We start from the raw sequence: 18,665 nt of genomic DNA, 5'->3' as shown, positions 1-18,665 counted from the left end.
TCGTTCAACCCTTACTAAACGCGCAGGTTAGGATTATGTTAAATACAGCCCAGGCCCGCTAATGTGGAATGCACGGCCTCAATAAGAGGGGTCTGCGGTTCATGGCCTAAAAAAGCAATCAGTTTTGAATTATCCATCTCTATTGTCTGCTCCCAAAGATAGCGCATCTCCCGCATTTCACGCAGCGTGGGGTTCAAAGGACTCATCATAGAGACAAGCCACCACGGAAATGGCTTCACCTTCGCCTTAACACCGGCACGCTCCGCGACGTGCTTTATGGCTGCGGTCATCGCTGTCCCATCAGGATCCCAATGCCCGCGCATGTGGAAACAGGCAAACGGCTCGAGCTCATCCCGACGTACCAGCAGTGCTGCGAGCGTTTCGGCAACATCCGGCAGATAAGCCCACTGATGGCCTGCGCCGGTTTTCCCGGGGTTTTTAACGACCTTCGGTGGATTCCCCGGTTTGACTAATCCCTGTGAAAACCAGTTGTTTCCAGCATGGGGACCAAAAAAGTCGCCAGCCCGCAAAATCAGTACCTTTCCGCCACGCTGTGCATAGGCTGCGAGCTCCTGCTCCATTTGCACACGTATGGCTCCTTTTCGGGTAACCGGATCCTGAAGGGAATCCTCGCGTAAGAGGGGAAAAGCATCCGGACCGTAGTTATAAATCGTGCCCGGCAGAACGATTAATGCACCGTTTCGCTCCGCTGCGCTGATGGTGTTATGCAGCATGGGCAAAACCAGCTGTTCCCAGTTTCGATACCCCGGCGGGTTAACGGCATGGACAATCACGCTGCATTCGGACGCCGCGGCCTCAACCTGCTCAGCATTCTGCGCATCGCCGCTTATCCACGTAATACTATTGCTGTGCGCGTCTTTTCCCGGAACGCTGCGGCGTAATGCACGTACATCCCATTCGTCATGGATCAATTTACGGGCAATTTCGCCACCAATCCCGCCCGTTGCGCCCAATATCAGTACCTTATCTGTGCTTTTCATCGTCTGACCCTTATTGGATATCTGCTTGACATCTTAATGAGCGCACGGGATAAATGTAATTGCATAATATAAGCCAGCAGGTATGCATTTTTGTATGAAGCTCAATATCCCGTGGGAATGGTATCGCACCTTTTTGGCCGTGATGAAAGAAGGGTCCTTGTCTGGGGCCGCACGCAGGCTGGCCATTACCCAGCCAACTGCCGGACGTCATATTGCGGCACTGGAATCAGCCCTCGGCCTTGTTTTATTTACCCGTTCGCAGACAGGATTGCAGGCCACGGACGCAGCCGTCGAGCTGAAGGGCCATGCGCAAGCGATGGAAAATACGGCCATGATGATTGAGCGGTCGGCTGCCAGTTTCAGTTCCGGCGCAACCGGATTACGGGGCGTAGTGCGCGTTGCCGCCAGTGAAATTATCGGCACCGAGGTTCTGCCTCCGGTGATTGCACACATAAAGGAAGAATACCCGCAAATAACCGTTGAACTGGTTCTGTCTAACCGCGTTCAGGATTTACTGAACCGGGAAGCGGATATTGCTGTACGCATGACCACTCCGGTGCAGGAGCAACTGATTGCGCGTCGGATGGGCAGGATTGAAATAGGTCTGCATGCCGCGCCAGCGTATCTGTCACGACATGGTGCGCCGGAAAGTATTGATGAGTTATTTACCCATACGCTCGTGGGTTTCGACAACATGACGCCCTTTATTTTACAAGCACTTAAACAGTACCCACAGCTAAACCGCGATCTGTTTACCGTGCGAACCGACAGTGATATTGCACAATTAAATCTCATACGCGCCGGAGCAGGTATCGGTATGTGTCAGGTACAGCTCGCCGATTTTTTTCCGCAGCTACAGAGGATAATGCCTGATTTCTTTGCATTTCATCTCGACACCTGGCTGGTGATGCATGAGGATTTACGTCACAGCCAGGCCTGTAAAACGGTGTTTGATTTTCTTGCTGAGGGTTTACAGGCTTATATCAACAGGGCAAAACGGTGAGGTGGTCAGCGAAGACGCTTTCAAAGGCCATTAGCATGCAGGACCAATGTGTCCACAAAACGCTAGATTTCGCCTTAGTCCATATTGGTGCGCATAATGTATATTATGTTAAATCATGTTTGATGGACATTTAGTTCATAACCGCCTGTAGAGTACAATTAATCATACACTTACCTAACCCTCCAACTCATTTTCATTTCCAGGTGTTGTATTAGTTTTCTCATTTCCCTGAGTTCAGCCTGTTCTGGAGTGAGAAGCAACCCTGGAGGCGTTTTCCCCTGACATTGCTGCTTCAAGTTTAAATTCAGCAGTAAATGAGTAGAGAATACAAATATTCGACATTAGGTATGATTGCTTGCACTGCAGTTCTGCGACTGCCAGGCAACTTTATGTCACCGTTCAGGTTAAAAACACGGATGATTAGATACAACGCTCAAACCCGGATGCTCCGGATGAGCGTTGGGTAACGGCCATAACCTACATCAGGACCCACGAAGGCTGGTTGTATCAACGGCTCGGAAGTGATTTGATCGATGAGTTAACGCTGCTATTATCTAAGTCTTAAAGTGCGAATCATAAATTTCTTCAATAAATTACCCTGCTAATTAATTGTCCTCACGGAATGAAGGAGCTTCCCCGATGAACTTACCAGGTCAGCAGTCGCCTGACAGCACCCTTCCCTCTTATGACCTCTCGCGCAGCCTGGGACTACAAACCGGTGCTGATATCGATTTTAAAAAGCTGGCCGCCCAACTCGACTGCACGCGTAACTTTTACAATGTCGGCATCATTTTTGATGATGGCAAACAGCGCTGGCTGGTACGCCCTTCACGCCGCATTGCAGATGTGAATCAGAGCACCGTCAGCCATGTGGTAATCAGTAAAATTCCGGATGCTAAGGAAATCAGTGCAGAAAAAGCTGTGGTGGCGACGCTAACGACTCCCTCACTTGCTACGGAAATTACCTCAACCGGTTTTGCCTGTGGCGCGATGATTGTTACGCTTGTTATGGCGTTTGGTGCCGGTGCGGCAGTGCCTTTCACCGCTGGCGGGTCCGGTGTGATTGCCGCGATTAGCCTGTCCGGTACGCTGGCAACTGGCGCACAATGCATGATTGGCGCGGGCCGTCTGCTGGCTATCCATAACGATCATGGTTCCGATGTTGCCTGGCTCGACAGCCAGGACTGGTATGTAGCTACCACGACGGTTCTGGATGTCATTTCGCTGGCTGCCGCAGGAACCGCGCTGCGAGGTACTTTAGAAACGTACAAGCTGATGAAAGCGGCATCCTCAAATAAAGTTACCGCCTGGTTCCAAAGCCTGAGCCGTGCTGAGCGTAAGCGCATCACGGAAGAGATCATTAAAGCGCAGAATCCAGGTATCTCCAGCGCCGGCGTGAAGGCAGCGATCCGCGCAGGCGTCTACCCGAAACGTTTCCCCAGCGAATCATTACAAAAATCACTGCAACGTGAGCTGATGAGTGCTGTGAACAACGCATCGGCCTTTGTGGGCAGTTCACTCACGGGGACGATCCGCAATCCTCAAAACACCGTCCAGTCCGGGCGCTATGTAGTCGGTCTGTTGCAGTCATTTTCGCCTAACTAAACGCTGAGTATTCAAATGGTTAAAATTTTTCCCCGTCGCCTGCAACACTGTAACGAGGTGGCTACCAGCATAAGCAATGCCTCCCCGACACAGCTGCAACAGCTAAAGACTCAGTTGGCTGAAGAAATGGGCAAACCTGTAGGCCTTCACACCATGGGTATTCCAGCGGCAATCAGTACCCTCGGGGTGATTGTCAGTTTCGCCATTCCGCAGCTGTGGCTGGGGTATGGCGTACTCGCCGGACTCGATCAGCCAGCGGGACACGTATTCGTGTGGGTTGTCCTGATCGCCCTTCTGTTCGCTGGCCTTAACGGCGTGACGATGTTTATGATTGGCAAAGGCAGCATGCGCGCCGTACGGTTACACCTTACGCTGGCGGTGATAAGCCTGGTATTAACGGCGGCCTATCTGCTGGTCGCGCTGAGCGGTAGCGCTGCTCCGGGCGTCAGTCTGACCGCGGCGCTAGTGAGTATCGTCATGCTACTGCTTAGCGGCAGCTGTATCCTTTCCACCGCCTTCTATAAGATGCTGCTGTTTACTCTGCATAATCGTGCCTGGCGCAAGCTTCTCAGCCAGACGCGTGCTAAAACAGCGCGCTAAGCGTTCATCCCGTAAAAAACCCGCCATCGCTGGCGGTTTTTTTTATGGCTTTTTATGCCTGCGCAGCCAAATTAACTTATACGCCGCAGGAATAATAAACAGCGATAGCAGCGGCGCCGTGATCATCCCGCCAATCATGGGCGCCGCTATCCGGCTCATGACCTCTGACCCTGCACCGGTCCCCCACAGAATGGGCAGAAGACCGGCAATAATTACCGCGACGGTCATTGCCTTTGGCCGCACGCGCAGCACGGCGCCATGATAAAGGGCGTCATCAAGCCTCTGTTCGATGAACGTTTCCCGATGGGATAACGCCGGCTGTGCCTCAACGGCATGACGCAAATACATCAGCATGACCACCCCAAATTCTGCCGCCACCCCGGCCAGAGCGATAAAACCTGTGCCGGTTGCGACAGACATATGGAAGCCCTGCCAGTAGAGGAACCATATTCCCCCGACCAGGGCGAACGGCAGACTCATCAGGATCAGCAGCGCTTCATCCACGCGACGGAACGCCAGATACAACAGAATGAAGATGATCATCACCGTCATCGGTACCATCAGCTTCAGTTTCTTGTTGGCGTGCTCGAGCAGCTCAAACTGTCCGGAGAATGAGACGCTGGTGCCCGGTCTCAGCTTTACGTTCTGACTGATGGCCGTCTTAATGTCGTTCACCACCGACACCATATCCCTGCCGCGGGCATCGATATAAATCCAGCTCGCAGGTCGGGCATTCTCCGTTTTTAGCATCGTGGGGCCGGAAACCACGTTGATATCCGCAACATCACCCAGCGTGATCTGCTGCTTCATCGGGGTGAGGATAGGCATCTGCTTCAACGCGCTCGGGCTGTTCCGGTAGTCCTGAGGATAGCGAATATTAATCGGGTATCGGGCGACGCCTTCCACCGTTTCACCCACCGTCGCCCCGCCGATGGCCGAGGAGATAAAGAGCTGCACATCGCCCACCGTCATCCCGTAGCGGGAGGCTTTTTCCCGGTTGATATCGACATCAATGTAGCGCCCACCCTCCAGACGTTCAGCCAGGGCAGACACCACGCCCGGCACCGTTTTGGCAACGGCCTCGATGCTCTGCGCCGTAGCGTCGATATCCGACAGAACGGTACCCGACACCTTGATACCAATAGGGCTTTTGATCCCGGTGGAAAGCATGTCTATCCGGTTACGGATCGGCGGTACCCAGAGGTTCGCCAGGCCGGGCAAACGAACGGTCTTGTCGAGCTCGTCAATAATCTTGTCAATCGTCATGCCGGGTCGCCACTGATCCTCAGGTTTGAGCTGAATCGTGGTTTCCACCATTTCGAGCGGCGCGGAATCCGTAGCCGTTTCGGCCTTACCCGTCTTGCCGAAAACAGAGGCCACCTCAGGCACGGTTTTGATGAGCTTGTCCGTGGTCTGTAACAGCGCCGCTGCTTCTGCCGGAGAAACACCCGGCAATGTTGATGGCATATACAGCAGATCGCCTTCGTTGATCTTCGGCAGGAACTCGCCGCCCACCTGGCTGAGAGGCCAGATCACCGTGAAGATGGACAAGGCCGCAACCAGCAGGGTTGTTTTTGGCCAGTGGAGCACCTTAATCAGTAGCGGATGGTAGGCTTTAATCAGCAGCCTGTTCAACGGGTTACTGGTCTCAGCGGGAATCTTACCCCGGATCCAGAACCCCATCAGGATGGGGATAACGATGATGGCCAGCGCGGCCGCACCCGCCATGGAGTACGTTTTGGTGAAGGCCAGCGGACCAAACAGCCGCCCTTCCTGGCCCTCAAGGGTAAAGATAGGAATAAAGGATAAGGTGATGATCAGCAGGCTGATAAACAGCGCGGGGCCAACCTCGACAGAGGCGTTGGTGATCACCTTCCAGCGCGTGGCGTTATCAATCTGCTCTCCCGGATGCTGGTGATCCCACTCCTCCAGCCGTTTGTGCGCGTTTTCAATCATGACGATAGCGGCATCCACCATCGCGCCGACGGCAATAGCAATGCCTCCCAGCGACATGATATTGGCGTTCAGCCCCTGGAAATGCATGACGATAAAGGCGATACACAGGCCAAGCGGCAGAGAGATAATCGCGACCAGCGCAGAGCGAACGTGCCACAGGAACAGGGCGCAGACGATGGCCACCACGATAAACTCTTCGAGCAGCTTGGAACTCAGGTTGTCGATTGCCCGATCGATTAGCTGGCTGCGATCGTAGGTGGTCACAATCTCGACGCCTTCCGGCAGGCTGGCCTTCAGCGTCTCCAGCTTATCTTTCACCGCCGTAATGACTTCACGCGCATTTTTGCCCGAACGCAGGATCACCACGCCACCCGCAACTTCTCCCTGCCCGTTCAGCTCGGCAATACCGCGCCGCATTTCCGGCCCCGTTTGTACGCGGGCAACATCGCGAAGGTAAATCGGTACCCCGTTCTCTCCGGTTTTCAGGACGATGTTATTGAAATCGTCCATCGTCTGCAGATAACCGCTGGCCCGGACCATATACTCCGCTTCCGCCATTTCAACTGACGATCCCCCTGCCTCCTGGTTAGACGACTCAAGGGCCTGCTTAACCTCCGGCAGACTAATGCCGTACTGAGCCAGTTTTAACGGATTGACCTGGATCTGATACTGCTTCACCACGCCGCCAACGGAGGCTACTTCGGCCACGTTCGGGATCGTTTTCAGCTCAAATTTCAGGAACCAGTCCTGCAATGAGCGCAACTCTGCGAGATCGTGTTTTCCGCTGCGATCCACCAGCGCATACTCAAATATCCAGCCCACGCCGGTGGCATCAGGACCGATTTCAGAACTGACGCCAGCGGGCAGTTTGCCCTGAACCTGGTTCAGATACTCCAGCACGCGCGAACGGGCCCAGTACAAATCGGTTCCGTCTTCAAAAATGACGTACACGTACGAATCACCAAACTGCGAAAAACCGCGCACGGTCTTTGCGCCGGGAACCGAGAGCATGGTGGTAGTGAGTGGATAGGTCACCTGGTTTTCGACAATCTGCGGAGCCTGGCCGGGATAGCTGGTTTTGATAATCACCTGAACGTCAGAGAGGTCGGGCAAGGCATCGACCGGGGTGTTGATAATGGTCCATGCCCCCCAGATGCTGAGAAACAGCGCCCCCATCATGACCAGGAAACGGTTGGCGACAGACCGCCGGATAATCCATTCAATCATCATCGTCTCCTTAATGGCCAGAATGCGCGCCGTCAGCAGCTTCAGCGTGACGCATGCGCTCCAGCGCGCCGGTAATATTGGCCTCCGAGTCAATCAGGAACAGACCGCTGACCACTACCGACTCCCCCTCTTCCAGTCCGCTACCAATGCCGGACTGCTGCTGAGATTCATGCAGAACGTGGATCCTTTTCGGGACAAAATTCCCGTCCGCATCAACCGTAATCACGCGCTGTTCATTGCCGGTATCGATAACGGCCTGGGAGGGGATCAGCAGCATTTCCTGACTTTGGGTATTCAGCTTCAGGTACGCGTTCATGCCCGGTTTCAGCAGCTCATCCTTGTTAGCGACCTGCAGGCGCACCTGCAGCGTACGGGTGGTTTGATCCACGCTCGGCAGAAGACTCCATTTTTCAACCGGGAAGGATTTATCCGGATAAGCCGGTATCGAAACGGCAAACTGTGAGGTATCTTTCAGCAGATAAGCAATGGATTCAGGTACTGCCGCGCCGATCCAGACCGGATCCATCCCCTGAATTTGCGCCACCACCTTATCTTTGGAAATATTCATGCCGGTACGCAGGTCAAAGGCCGTGATCACTCCGTCGATCGGCGCCTTGATGGTAAACCGGGTCTGGATAGTGCGGGTCGCACGCAGCCTCTGAATATCCTCATCCGGCATACCCGCCAGCCGAAGCCGTTCCAGAACCCCTTTTATTTGCGTTGGGGTTCCGCCGGTGCCGGATAACAGCAGAAACTCGCTCTGCGCCTCTACCCAGTCAGGAATGGTAATATCAATAAGCGGCGTGCCTTTCTTCACCTTATCGCCCGTCGTCAGCGGGTACACTTTCTCCACGAAGCCTTCCGCGCGCGCCTGCACAATCACAAACTGATAGTCGTTATAGCTGACGTTGGCCGGGATCGTCTGGGCATAATTCAGCGTTCCGCGCGTCACCTTTTGCGTTTTTAATCCCAGGTGCTGAACCTGTGTTGGGTCAATACGGATACCGGCACTGCTTTTATTGTCGTTTTCATCCGCATATTTCGGTACCAGATCCATATCCATAAACGGCGATTTGCCGGGCTTATCGAATTTAACGTCTGGCTTCATCGGGTCATACCAGAAAAGCACCTTTCTTTCTGGTGCGCTATTTTCCGTTTTTTCAGATGAATGAATCGCCTGCCATGCCGTCACCGAGATCAGCCCTCCCGCAATAAGGCTGCTGACAACCATGGCAGCATATTTTATTTTTAATGAGGCCATGCCGTTTCTCGCTATTTAATGCTCTTCAGTAAAGAGATATTGCCCTGCTGAACAAACGAAAAATCAACGTGACTGCCGACTTTTAAGGCATTGATACTCTCGTCAGCCTGAATAAAGGTGAAACGCATGGTCATCGCGGGCCAGCCAATCGTCGGAATGGCTTCATGAGAAATCGTGACTTTTTTATTCGTGAGATCAATGTCCTTCACGATGCCGGTCCCGGTGATGAGCGGCTCTGTGGTCCCTTCGCTGGCAGAACTCATCCCCTCGTGCTGATGAACCTCAGCCTGGATACCGGCAGAAAACACAATGGAGATGGCACCGAATACAACAGCCTTAAGTGAATTGCGCATGTTTATTTTCCTGTTTAATTAAATAACGTTATTCGACCCAACCGCCGCCGAGCGCGGTGAAGAGATTAATTTCATTAACCTGCCGGGCATAAATAAGGTCGAGAATATTTTGCTGCGTGGAGAAAAGAGAACGTTCCGCGTCAAGCACTTCGATATAGCTGACCGCACCGCTGGAATATAACCCTCTGGCCCGCTGCAGAGTAATGCGTAGCGAATCAAGATACCGATGTTGCGCAGCAAGCTGCTGGTTAATGCTGTCACGCAGCGCGAGCGCGTCGGCAACCTGTTTGAAGGCGGACTGAATTTTTTGTTCGTAATTCACAACCGACTGCTGCTGGCGAATTTCGGCCAGCTTCAGGTTGGCCTTATTCCTGCCCGCATTAAAAATGGGAATGTCGATTTTAGGAATAAAATTCCACATCCCGCTCCCTGACGTGAACAGGCTGGACAACTCCGTGCTGCCGGTTGAAAGCCCGCTGGTGAGTGATATAGACGGGAAAAAAGCAGCACGCGCCGCGCCGATATTCGCATCGGCCGCTTTAAGTTGATACTCCGCTTCCATAATATCCGGGCGCTGTAGCAGTATCGCTGAGGAAAGGTGGGGAGGCAGTTTTACCGGCGCGACGTCGCTGGCGTTCATGCCGCCGTCGCCCGGCAGCGCGCGATACGTGCCGAGGACCAGCTGCAGGGCATTATTGGCCTGCGCCAGCTCCCCCTCTCTTTTGGCTATATCTGCCCGCGTGCTTTCGATCTGTCCCCGGGCCTGTTCCAGCGCCAGGACATTCGTACTGCCCGTCACCAGCTGCTGCTCAACGAACGCATAAGACTGCTGATAATTTGTCAGCGTATCCCGCGCAATGCGCAGCTGTTTATACGCCAGCTGCTGGTTGAAATAGCTCTGAGAAACGTTAGTGACGAGCAGGATATGCACCGCGCGACGGGCCTCTTCGCTGGCGAAAAAGTTTTGTCGGTCGGCATCACTCATGTTCCTCAGCTTGCCGAAAAAGTCGAGTTCGTAGCTAAGCGCAATGCCCGCGTCGTACTGTTGCGTGGTGGGTTTGTCACTTTTCAGCCCGCCGCTGTACGTGATGCCCGAGGAGGCATTCAGCTGAGGATAACGATCTGCATCCGTCACGTTGAACTGCGCCCGGGCTTCCTCGACCTTCAGGGCGGCCATTTTGATATCGCGATTGTTATTCAGGGCTTCCGTAATCAGCCCCGCAACCTGAGGATCGACAAAAAAGCGTCGCCAGCCGGTGTCCTGATACCCCGCCGCCGCGGGCGTCAGGCCGTTACGGGAGAGCGAAAACTGCTGGGGTACAGGCGCTTCCGGTCGCTGGTACTCTGGGGCCAGCGAGACGCAGCCTGCCAGAATAAATACCGTGCTGATGCTTAGTCGTTTTAACAGGAACATAACGGTTTAAATGAAGTCCAGAGTAGTTTTAGGGCTACTCTACGGAATGCATCCTGTTTGACGGGTGACAGGATAATGACAATGTTGTCATTTTTAGCGTAAGTCATTGTTAACGGTCGCAGGCTCACTAGAATGTCATCAGCAGCCAGTCAGGGGAGCATGATGAAAATACTGATCGTCGAAGACGAAATTAAAACCGGTGAGTACCTGAGTAAGGGGCTGACTGAAGCGGGGTTTGTTGTGGACCACGCGGATAACGGCCTGAACGGCTACCATCTCGCCATGACCGCTGAATACGATCTGCTGATTCTGGATATCATGCTGCCCGATGTGAACGGCTGGGACATTGTCCGCATGCTCCGCTCAGGCGGCAAAGGGATGCCCATCCTGTTACTCACGGCTCTCGGCACGATTGAACACCGGGTTAAAGGGCTTGAGCTGGGCGCTGATGATTATCTGATTAAGCCTTTCGCCTTTGCTGAGCTGCTCGCTCGGGTAAGGACGCTGTTAAGACGCGGAAATACTGTGATCGCGGAAAGCCAGCTTCAGGTGGCAGACCTGACGGTTGACCTCGTGTCGAGAAAGGTAAGCCGGGCCGGAAGTCGCATCCTGTTAACCAGCAAAGAGTTTAGCCTGCTGGAATTTTTCATGCGTCATCAGGGAGAGGTGCTTCCCCGCTCCCTGATTGCCTCCCAGGTGTGGGACATGAATTTTGACAGCGACACAAACGCAATAGATGTGGCGGTAAAGCGGCTTCGCGCGAAAATCGATAACGATTATGAACCGAAGCTGATCCAGACGGTGCGCGGCGTGGGCTATATGCTGGAGGTACCGGATGCACGTTAAGCTTCCCAGGCGCCCCTTTTCTCTTGCCCTGCGGCTGACCTTTTTTATCAGTCTCTCCACGATACTGGCCTTTTTCGCCTTTACCTGGTTTATGCTCCATTCCGTTGAAAAGCATTTCGCCGAGCAGGATATCAACGATCTGCAGCAAATCAGCACTACGATGCACCGCATACTGCGATCGTCCACCGACCCCGATCAAAAGAAAATCAGCAAGATCAAAGAGTCGATCGCCGGCTACCGCAGCGTAGCCGTCCTGCTCCTGGATCCGCAGGGAAATACGCTGTTCAGCTCGGCGCAAGGGGCGGCACTGCGCCCTGCGATGAACACGGCGGATTTTAGCGAACACTGTCGCACACAGGATGTGTTTCACTGGACGGTTGAAGGCCCTGCCACGCCTGTGCACGCCGGGTCCGACATGAACATGCAAACGTACCGGATTATCGCCTCTTCAGGAACGGCGACGCTGCAGGGCAAAACGCAGAACTACGTTATGCTGATTGGACTCTCCATTAATTTTCATCTGCACTACCTGGAGGCGCTGAAAAAGAATCTCCTGATGATTGCCGCGGCGATCAGCCTGCTGATTATTCTTGTCATCCGCATTGCGGTTCGTCAGGGACATTTGCCCCTGCGTAACGTCAGCAACGCCATTAAAAATATCACCTCAGAAAACCTGGATGCGCGGCTGGAGCCGTCTCTCGTACCCGTTGAGCTGGAACAGCTGGTCATCTCCTTCAACCATATGATCGAAAAGATTGAAGATGTCTTTACCCGTCAGGCGAATTTTTCCGCCGATATCGCGCATGAAATCAGAACGCCCATCACCAACCTGGTGACGCAAACGGAAATCGCGCTGAGCCAGAACCGCTCGCAGAAAGAGCTGGAAGATGTTCTTTATTCCAGTCTTGAAGAGTACAACCGGATGACCCGGATGGTCAGCGACATGCTTTTTCTGGCGCAGGCGGATAATAACCAGCTGATCCCTGACCGGGTGATGTTTGATTTAAGTGCGGAGGTTTTGAAAGTCTTCGAATTCTTCGAAGCCTGGGCGGAAGAACGCAACATCACGCTGAAATTTAACGGGATGCCCTGCCTGATAGAAGGCGATCCTCAGATGTTCAGAAGAGCAATGAATAATCTGCTCTCCAATGCCCTGCGCTATACGCCAGCAGGCAAAACGGTGACGGTCTCACTCAGAAATCAGGATAACAACGTTGAACTGATGATAGAAAATCCCGGTACGCCGATCCCTCAGGAACATCTGGCAAAGCTGTTTGACCGTTTCTATCGCGTCGATCCGTCCAGACAGCGCAAAGGCGAAGGCAGCGGGATCGGGCTTGCCATCGTGAAGTCCATCGTCACCGCGCACCATGGAAAAATCCGCGTGGAATCGGATGCGATATCGACACGCTTCATCCTCTCCGTGCCGGGAAAAGCGGCCTGAGCGTCAGCGCACGGGCCTACACACTTCCAGTACCTTTTCCCTGAGCCATCGATGCCCCGGGTCCCGTTCCATGCGCGGATGCCACATCTGTGACACCGTAATGGTCCGGGTTTTAAACGGCAGCTCAAAGACGTGCACGCGCTCGTTCATCGGCTGATTGAGCAGGTACAGCGCCGGCACCATCGCAATCAGATCGGACGCCAGCGCCACGGATAGCGCCGTCGGAAATCCGGGCACCACGCTGGCGACCTTGCGCTTCATCCCCCGTTCCGCCAGCGCGTCATCGACAAACCCGTGTAACGATCCGTCCGGTGAGGCCACCACGTGGCCCCACGCGACATAATCGGCAAGGCTGACGTCAGGCTGTGATGACAGCGGATGCCCCTTGCGCACCGCGCCAACAAACCGATCCTGAAAGAGCCTTTGCAGCCGTATTTCAGGCCCCATATTGCTCTGCACGCCGATCTCCAGGTCGACAAGCCCCTCGCGCAAATAACGCGACGTTTTTTCAGGTTTCGGGGAGAAGCGGATGCACACCTCGGGCGCCACGCTCGCCACCGCCGCAATAAGCAGTGGTCCAAACGCCACCACAAAACCGTCGTTGGCTCTGATGGTGAACAGCCGCTCGAGATTTTCCACCTTCAGCGCGTCGGTGGAGGGCTGAAGCACCGCCCTCGCCTCATGCACGGCGCTTCTGGCGCGATCCCGCGTGGCTTCGGCCCAGGGCGTCAGCACCATATGACGCCCGGCCCGCACCAGAATAGGATCGCCGGTCACCTCCCGCAGCCTGCTCAGGGTGCGGCTCATGGCGGAGGTGCTGAGGTTCAAACGCCGCGCCGCGCCCGCCACGCTGGCTTCTGCGAGCAGAACGTCGAGTGCAACCAGAAGGTTAAAGTCAGGATCGGACACGATGGCTCCTCAGATAAGGCGTTAAATGCAACGATTAAGTGCAGCTGATGCGTCTTCCGCCCTGTATACCGCATGATTATAGTTTCGTCATCACTATTTTTATCCGGAGTAACGACGATGACGCTATTTTCAAACCAGCCCGGCGATGAAGGTTTACCCGGGCACGAACGCGCCAGGGTGATGGCCGCCGTCATGACCACCACGCTGATGGGCGTCTTTGACGGCACCATGATCAACATCGCGTTGCCCTCCATGGCAAGGGCGATGCAGGTCCCCGCAAACGTGGCGGTCTGGTTCGCCAACGGCTACCTGCTGTCAGCGGCAATGACGCTAGCCATCTTCGCAGCGCTGGCGGCGCGCGTGGGCTATCGCCCGGTGTTTCTTGCCGGGCTTGCCACCTTTACGCTCACCTCGATCGGCTGCGCGCTGGCGACCACGCCAGAAATGCTGATCGGCATGCGTATTTTGCAAGGCATCGGCGGCGCGGCCACGCTGAGTATCGCCCCGGCGATCCTGCGATCCGTTTTTCCGGGTCGACTGCTTGGCCGCATTCTGGGGCTGCACGCCCTGCTTATCGCCTCCAGCACGGCAGTTGCCCCCGTGCTGGGCGGAACCATACTGGACGCGCTGAGCTGGCAGTGGCTGTTCGCCATTAACATTATTCCGGGCAGTGTTGCCCTGCTGCTGGCGTGGCGCGCCTTGCCGCGGGAATCGGCCGTTGACCGCTCATCCTTTGATGCGCCTGGCGCCGTGCTCTCCGCCGCGCTGTTAGGCTCAGCGATTATGCTGGCCGACAGCCTTCAGCGCGTGACGCAACACATTAGCCAGGAGGCCGTCGGCTGGGGGCTTCTCACGCTGGTCAGCGCCATCGCCTTTATCTGGCGGATACGGCGAGCGCGAAGTCCCATCCTGCCGCCCGTCATGTTTAAAAACGGACGCTTCACCCTCGCTGCCCTGACCTCGCTGGCCTCGTTTGTCAGTCAGGGCATCACCTTTGTCGCGCTGCCGTTCCTGTTTCAGAGCGTGTATGGCTACAGCCCGGTGGTCTCCGCGCTGCTATTCACCCCGTGGCCGATCGGCATCGTGCTGATTGCGCCGCATGCGGGACGCTGGGCAGATACGATTTCCGCGCCGCTGATCTCGACAGTCGGGCTGATGATTTTTGTCGGTGGGCTGGTCCTGCTGGCGACGTTGCCGGACAGCCCTTCCGCATGGAATATCTGCCTGCGCAGTCTCGTTTGCGGGATTGGGTTTGGCTGCTTTCAGAGCCCCAATAACCGGGAAATGCTCTCTAACGTGGCGCGGGAATATGCCAGCTATGCCTCCGGCGTGTTGTCTATCGTCAGGACGTTCGGCCAGTGTCTCGGTGCCGCCGCGGTGGGCGTGCTGCTGGCCGCGACGACGGGGTGGGACCATCAACATGCCATCCACGTTGCACTGTGGATAGCCGTCATCGCCTCGACGGGGTCGGTGTTGTTTAGCCTGAGCAGGCTGCGCCCTGCGGTTCGGGCATCGGCCTGATTCGCCCGGTGTAGTTTTGTAGGCCGGGTAAGCGCAGCGCCACCCGGCAAAAAAGACGACTCGTTTGTTTACTCCAGCGCCAGCAGCGCAAAGCTCGCCAGCCAGTGCCCGCCGCTGTAGTGGCTGCCGACAACATGCTCGACGCTTGCCGTCAGGTGTTTCGTCACCGCCTCGCGCAGCGCCTGCTGCGCCGGATGGTTAGCGGGAAGCGCTTTGGCAATATGCTTCATGCACCAGGCGCGGCTGAGGTTTAATCCGTCGAGATGGGCGATTTTCGGGTCGGTACGATCGCTCACTTCCGCCGGGTTCATCAGCGCCGCAACGGAGCCGACATCCGGCAGAAACGCGTCAAACCAGGCCGGGAAGCCCTCCGACACCTTGCTCATCAGCAGCGCTTCCGTCAGCGCACCGGAAATATACTCATCACCTCCGGGTTCGTAGTGCGCCGGATAGCGCGTGTCGGCGAGATAAAACCGCTCCGCCGCCGTCACAATCGCCTGCTCAAGCGCGCTATCTTCCACGGCTCGTGCATAGTCCAGCCCCAGCGCGAGGGCAAACGCGGTGTTGTAGTGCGTCCCGACGCGGATCGGATAGGTGAGCTTGCTGAGGTAATCCACCAGCCTGTTGCGAATATCCTGGGTTAGCGGCTCAAGCGTCCGGTACCAGCCTGCGGCCTGCGGCAGCGACGACTGCTTCAGCTCCTGGGCCAGCGCCAGCAGCCAGCCGTAGCCATACGGGCGCTCAAACGAGGCGCGGAACGGCGCGGTGAAATAGGCCTGCTCCTTCGCCACGTTCTCTTCCGTCAAATGCTCGTCGAAAAGCGCGACGACCGCGTCCCGGCTCGGCAGTTCGGGATAGAGGCGCACGCAGCGCAGCAGCAGCCAGTAGCCGTGCACCGCCGAGTGCCAGTCGAAACAGCCGTAGAAAATCGGGTGCAGTTCGCGAGGCGGCAGCACGTCGCCATCATCATTCAGCAGATGCATGATGTGGTTCGGGTATTCCTGGCGCAAATAGGTCAAAGGCATGCGGGCAAACGCGTCAGCCTGATGTTGCGTTAATTCCATAACAGCTCCTTAGCGAAACACGAGGAAATACATGAGGAACACGTTCACCACCAGCAGGGTTAACGCGGTCGGGATCTGGATCTTGATCACCTGATATTTGTCTTTCAGCTCCAGCAGCGCGGCGGGAACGATATTGAAGTTCGCGGCCATCGGCGTCATCAGCGTGCCGCAGTAGCCCGCGTACATGCCAATCGCCAGCAGCGGCGCCGGGTTGCCGTGATGCACGTTGATCAAAAACGGCAAGGCGATCCCCGCGCTCAGCACCGGGAAGGCGGCAAACGCGTTGCCCATGATCATGGTAAACAGCGCCATCCCCACGCAGTAAATCACCACCAGCATGAAGCGGTTATCCGGGTTAACGAACAGGCTCACCACCTTCTGTACCGAATCACCGGTATTGGCCGCCACGAACACGCCGCCGAGCATGGCCAGCATCTGCGGCAGGATCACCGCCCAGCCGATGGTATCGACAAGACGACGAGACTGACGAATGGCGTGCAGCGGCGTGCCTTTGGTCAGCCACCAGCCGGTGAGGATCGCCGCGACGCAGGCCACGCACAGCGCCGCGAGGGTGAGCTGTTTCTGATCGAGGAGGAACACGCCGCCAACCGAAACCCCTTTCAGGAACAGGGTGCCGATCACCGTCACCACCGGGATCATCAGCGCGGGCAGGAACAGCCAGTTGTTAAGGCGGTCTGACGAAGCGAGCCGTTCGTCTTCGGTGGACATTTCATAGTGCCCTTTCCCGACAAGACCAAAACCCGCCAGCAGCGCGATAGCGATAACGCCGCCGCCGATAATCCGGTACGCCAGGGATTTACCCAGCTCCTGCACCATCAGGTCGCCGAACAGGAAGATCCCACCGAATAAAAACCAGAACAGCGCGGTGGTAAAACGCTTCGGATTGGCGCGATCGCGCAGGGTCATCACAACCAGCAGCATCACGACGAAGCCGATCAGGTAGTACACGCGGTTAATGGTGATAAGCGTCATCATTGCGCCACCTCCTGTTTACCCTGCTCTGCACGCCAGGCCATGACGTCGCGGCGGATGCTGGCATCCAGACGCAGCAGGCGCGTCATATGAATAACTAATGCCGCAATGGCGGTTGGGATAGCCCACAGGCCAATATGCAGCGGTTCGATGCCCGGAATACCGTTCTCTTTCAGGAACGCGTCGATCAGCAGCACCGCGCCAAAGGCAATAAAGATATCTTCCCCAAAGAAGACCGCGATGTTGTCACACGCGGCGGCATGGGCTTTGATTTTGTCGCGGATGTGCTGCGGCAGCTCGCCGTATTCGTTCAGCGCCGCCCCTTCGGCCATCGGGGCCAGCAGCGGGCGCACCGTCTGGGCATGACCGCCCAGCGACATCAGCCCCAGCGCGGCGGTACCTTCACGGGCGACAAAATAGAGCATCAGAATACGCGCCGAGGTGGCGCTGGCGATCTTCGCCACCCAGGCCTGGGCACGCTCCTTGAGCCCGTAATATTCCAGCAGACCAATCACGGGCAGGATCAGAATGAAGGTCGCCAGCGATCGGCTATTCACGAACTTTTCGCCAAAGGTCTCCAGCAGCATCCCGAAATCCATACCGACCAGCAGTCCCGTCGCCAGCCCCGCCACCACGACCACCAGCAGCGGGTTGAAGCGCAGCGCAAAACCAATAACCACGATCGGTATCCCGATCAGCGGCAACAGCGTAGTACCGTCCATAACGTTTACCCTATCCAAAGTGAGCGTTGCGCGCCGACGGCTATTTTTTTAATTTGCGGCGAGCGATGTTGTGTTTTTCGTCAGGTTTCGGAAAACCTGCGCTAAAAAGCTATATCTGAACCTCAAAAACATGTAAACAAATTATCAATAAAATGTTCTTATTTTATCGATGAGTTTACATTTCTGGCTAAGGAACGTTATGACCTCGAAAAAGAGTGCTTCACCCGATCGCGACGATATCAACGATGGCCGGATCGTATCTTCCCGCCATCTGGTGTCCGAGCGCTGCGCGGAACTGTCAGAGCTGGAGTACGCGCTGATCATGACCAGCAACGCGTTCAATAAATGGATGGTGCGCTGCATGACCGCAGCCGGCGAGCCCGATATGGGCGCCTTTGACGTCTCGCTGCTGCACCATGTGAACCACCGCGACCGCAAGAAAAAGCTGGCCGATATCTGTTTCGTTCTCAATGTGGAAGATACCCACGTGGTGACCTACGCCCTGAAAAAGCTGGTCAAAGCGGGCTACGTGACGAGCGAGAAAGCGGGCAAAGAGCTCTTTTTCTCCACCACCGAGGAAGGGAAAGCGTTGTGCATGAAGTACCGGGACGTGCGGGAGGCGTGTTTGATCGCAATCCACGCGGAGAGCGGCATTGCCGGGAAGTCCATTGGCGAGACCGCGCAGCTGTTACGCACGATCTCCTCCCTGTATGACACCGCCGCTCGCGCGGCGGCATCACTCTAAA

16 protein-coding genes are annotated in these 18,665 nt (G+C 55.8%); 7 read left to right on the top strand and 9 right to left on the bottom strand.

Features of this window, described 5'->3' with window-relative positions; translation table 11 throughout:
- Positions 1 to 38 precede the first annotated feature (38 nt).
- Positions 39 to 1,001 carry an NAD-dependent epimerase/dehydratase family protein gene (locus tag AB8846_RS03910; RefSeq protein ID WP_370732099.1) on the bottom strand — a complete coding sequence of 321 codons (963 nt, stop codon included), beginning with the start codon at positions 999 to 1,001 and terminating at the stop codon, positions 39 to 41.
- A gap of 94 nt (positions 1,002 to 1,095) precedes the next feature.
- Between AB8846_RS03910 and AB8846_RS03905 the strand changes: the two genes are divergently transcribed.
- From AB8846_RS03905 to AB8846_RS03895, 3 genes are all read left to right on the top strand, one after another.
- A complete protein-coding gene (locus AB8846_RS03905; RefSeq protein WP_370732098.1) occupies positions 1,096 to 2,004 on the top strand; it encodes a LysR family transcriptional regulator in 909 nt (302 codons plus the stop codon).
- Positions 2,005 to 2,643: 639 nt separating this feature from the next.
- Positions 2,644 to 3,609 (top strand): hypothetical protein, encoded by a 966-nt coding sequence (locus AB8846_RS03900; protein WP_370732097.1) that lies wholly within the window; start codon positions 2,644 to 2,646, stop codon positions 3,607 to 3,609.
- Positions 3,610 to 3,735: 126 nt separating this feature from the next.
- Positions 3,736 to 4,209: a hypothetical protein gene (locus AB8846_RS03895; RefSeq protein ID WP_311392450.1), complete on the top strand. Its 474-nt coding sequence runs from the start codon at positions 3,736 to 3,738 to the stop codon at positions 4,207 to 4,209.
- Positions 4,210 to 4,251: 42 nt separating this feature from the next.
- Here the strand turns inward: AB8846_RS03895 and silA are convergent, their stop codons facing one another.
- From silA to AB8846_RS03875, 4 genes are read right to left on the bottom strand one after another with little or no spacing between them, the layout of a single operon-like run.
- Positions 4,252 to 7,392 (bottom strand): Cu(+)/Ag(+) efflux RND transporter permease subunit SilA, encoded by a 3,141-nt coding sequence (gene silA / locus AB8846_RS03890; RefSeq protein ID WP_370732131.1) that lies wholly within the window; start codon positions 7,390 to 7,392, stop codon positions 4,252 to 4,254.
- Between the two features lie 10 nt (positions 7,393 to 7,402).
- Positions 7,403 to 8,653, bottom strand: a complete 1,251-nt coding sequence (locus tag AB8846_RS03885; RefSeq protein ID WP_370732096.1) for an efflux RND transporter periplasmic adaptor subunit — start codon at positions 8,651 to 8,653, stop codon at positions 7,403 to 7,405.
- An 11-nt stretch (positions 8,654 to 8,664) separates the two neighbouring features.
- Entirely contained in the window at positions 8,665 to 9,006 is a 342-nt protein-coding gene (gene cusF, locus AB8846_RS03880) for a cation efflux system protein CusF (RefSeq protein WP_370732095.1), read from the bottom strand.
- Between the two features lie 28 nt (positions 9,007 to 9,034).
- A complete protein-coding gene (locus AB8846_RS03875) occupies positions 9,035 to 10,420 on the bottom strand; it encodes an efflux transporter outer membrane subunit (RefSeq protein ID WP_370732094.1) in 1,386 nt (461 codons plus the stop codon).
- 162 nt (positions 10,421 to 10,582) lie between these two features.
- On the opposite strand from AB8846_RS03875, the gene AB8846_RS03870 reads away from it, so the two are divergent.
- Both AB8846_RS03870 and AB8846_RS03865 read left to right on the top strand, forming a co-directional pair.
- Positions 10,583 to 11,266, top strand: a complete 684-nt coding sequence (locus tag AB8846_RS03870) for a copper/silver response regulator transcription factor (protein ID WP_121423768.1) — start codon at positions 10,583 to 10,585, stop codon at positions 11,264 to 11,266.
- Positions 11,256 to 12,710 (top strand): Cu(+)/Ag(+) sensor histidine kinase, encoded by a 1,455-nt coding sequence (locus AB8846_RS03865; protein WP_370732093.1) that lies wholly within the window; start codon positions 11,256 to 11,258, stop codon positions 12,708 to 12,710. The genes AB8846_RS03870 and AB8846_RS03865 overlap by 11 nt, the downstream gene beginning before the upstream one ends.
- A gap of 3 nt (positions 12,711 to 12,713) precedes the next feature.
- Here the strand turns inward: AB8846_RS03865 and AB8846_RS03860 are convergent, their stop codons facing one another.
- The gene (locus AB8846_RS03860; RefSeq protein WP_370732092.1) at positions 12,714 to 13,619 is read right to left on the bottom strand and encodes a LysR family transcriptional regulator; all 906 of its coding nucleotides are present in this window, start codon (positions 13,617 to 13,619) and stop codon (positions 12,714 to 12,716) included.
- A 117-nt stretch (positions 13,620 to 13,736) separates the two neighbouring features.
- Between AB8846_RS03860 and AB8846_RS03855 the strand changes: the two genes are divergently transcribed.
- On the top strand, positions 13,737 to 15,140 hold the full coding sequence (locus AB8846_RS03855) for an MFS transporter (protein WP_370732091.1): 1,404 nt from the start codon (positions 13,737 to 13,739) through the stop codon (positions 15,138 to 15,140).
- 68 nt (positions 15,141 to 15,208) lie between these two features.
- On the opposite strand, the gene AB8846_RS03850 is transcribed toward AB8846_RS03855, so the two are convergent.
- Genes AB8846_RS03850 through AB8846_RS03840 form a run of 3 tightly spaced genes read right to left on the bottom strand, consistent with a single transcriptional unit; the run spans position 15,209 to position 17,919 of the window.
- Positions 15,209 to 16,204, bottom strand: a complete 996-nt coding sequence (locus AB8846_RS03850) for a DUF2891 domain-containing protein (protein WP_370732090.1) — start codon at positions 16,202 to 16,204, stop codon at positions 15,209 to 15,211.
- A 9-nt stretch (positions 16,205 to 16,213) separates the two neighbouring features.
- Positions 16,214 to 17,200, bottom strand: coding sequence for a DUF979 domain-containing protein (locus AB8846_RS03845; RefSeq protein WP_370732089.1), 987 nt, complete (start codon positions 17,198 to 17,200; stop codon positions 16,214 to 16,216).
- Positions 17,197 to 17,919 carry a DUF969 domain-containing protein gene (locus tag AB8846_RS03840; RefSeq protein WP_032657020.1) on the bottom strand — a complete coding sequence of 241 codons (723 nt, stop codon included), beginning with the start codon at positions 17,917 to 17,919 and terminating at the stop codon, positions 17,197 to 17,199. Before AB8846_RS03840 ends, AB8846_RS03845 begins: the two co-directional genes overlap by 4 nt.
- A 199-nt stretch (positions 17,920 to 18,118) precedes the next feature.
- Here AB8846_RS03840 and AB8846_RS03835 point away from each other — a divergent pair, with 199 nt between their 5' ends.
- A complete protein-coding gene (locus tag AB8846_RS03835) occupies positions 18,119 to 18,664 on the top strand; it encodes a winged helix DNA-binding protein (protein ID WP_023311843.1) in 546 nt (181 codons plus the stop codon).
- The last annotated feature ends 1 nt before the right edge of the window (position 18,665 follow it).

The organism is Enterobacter sp. KB-221C9 (assembly GCF_041320715.1).
Taxonomy (GTDB): domain Bacteria; phylum Pseudomonadota; class Gammaproteobacteria; order Enterobacterales; family Enterobacteriaceae; genus Enterobacter; species Enterobacter asburiae_D.
This window is presented reverse-complemented; position numbering and strand designations above follow the sequence as displayed.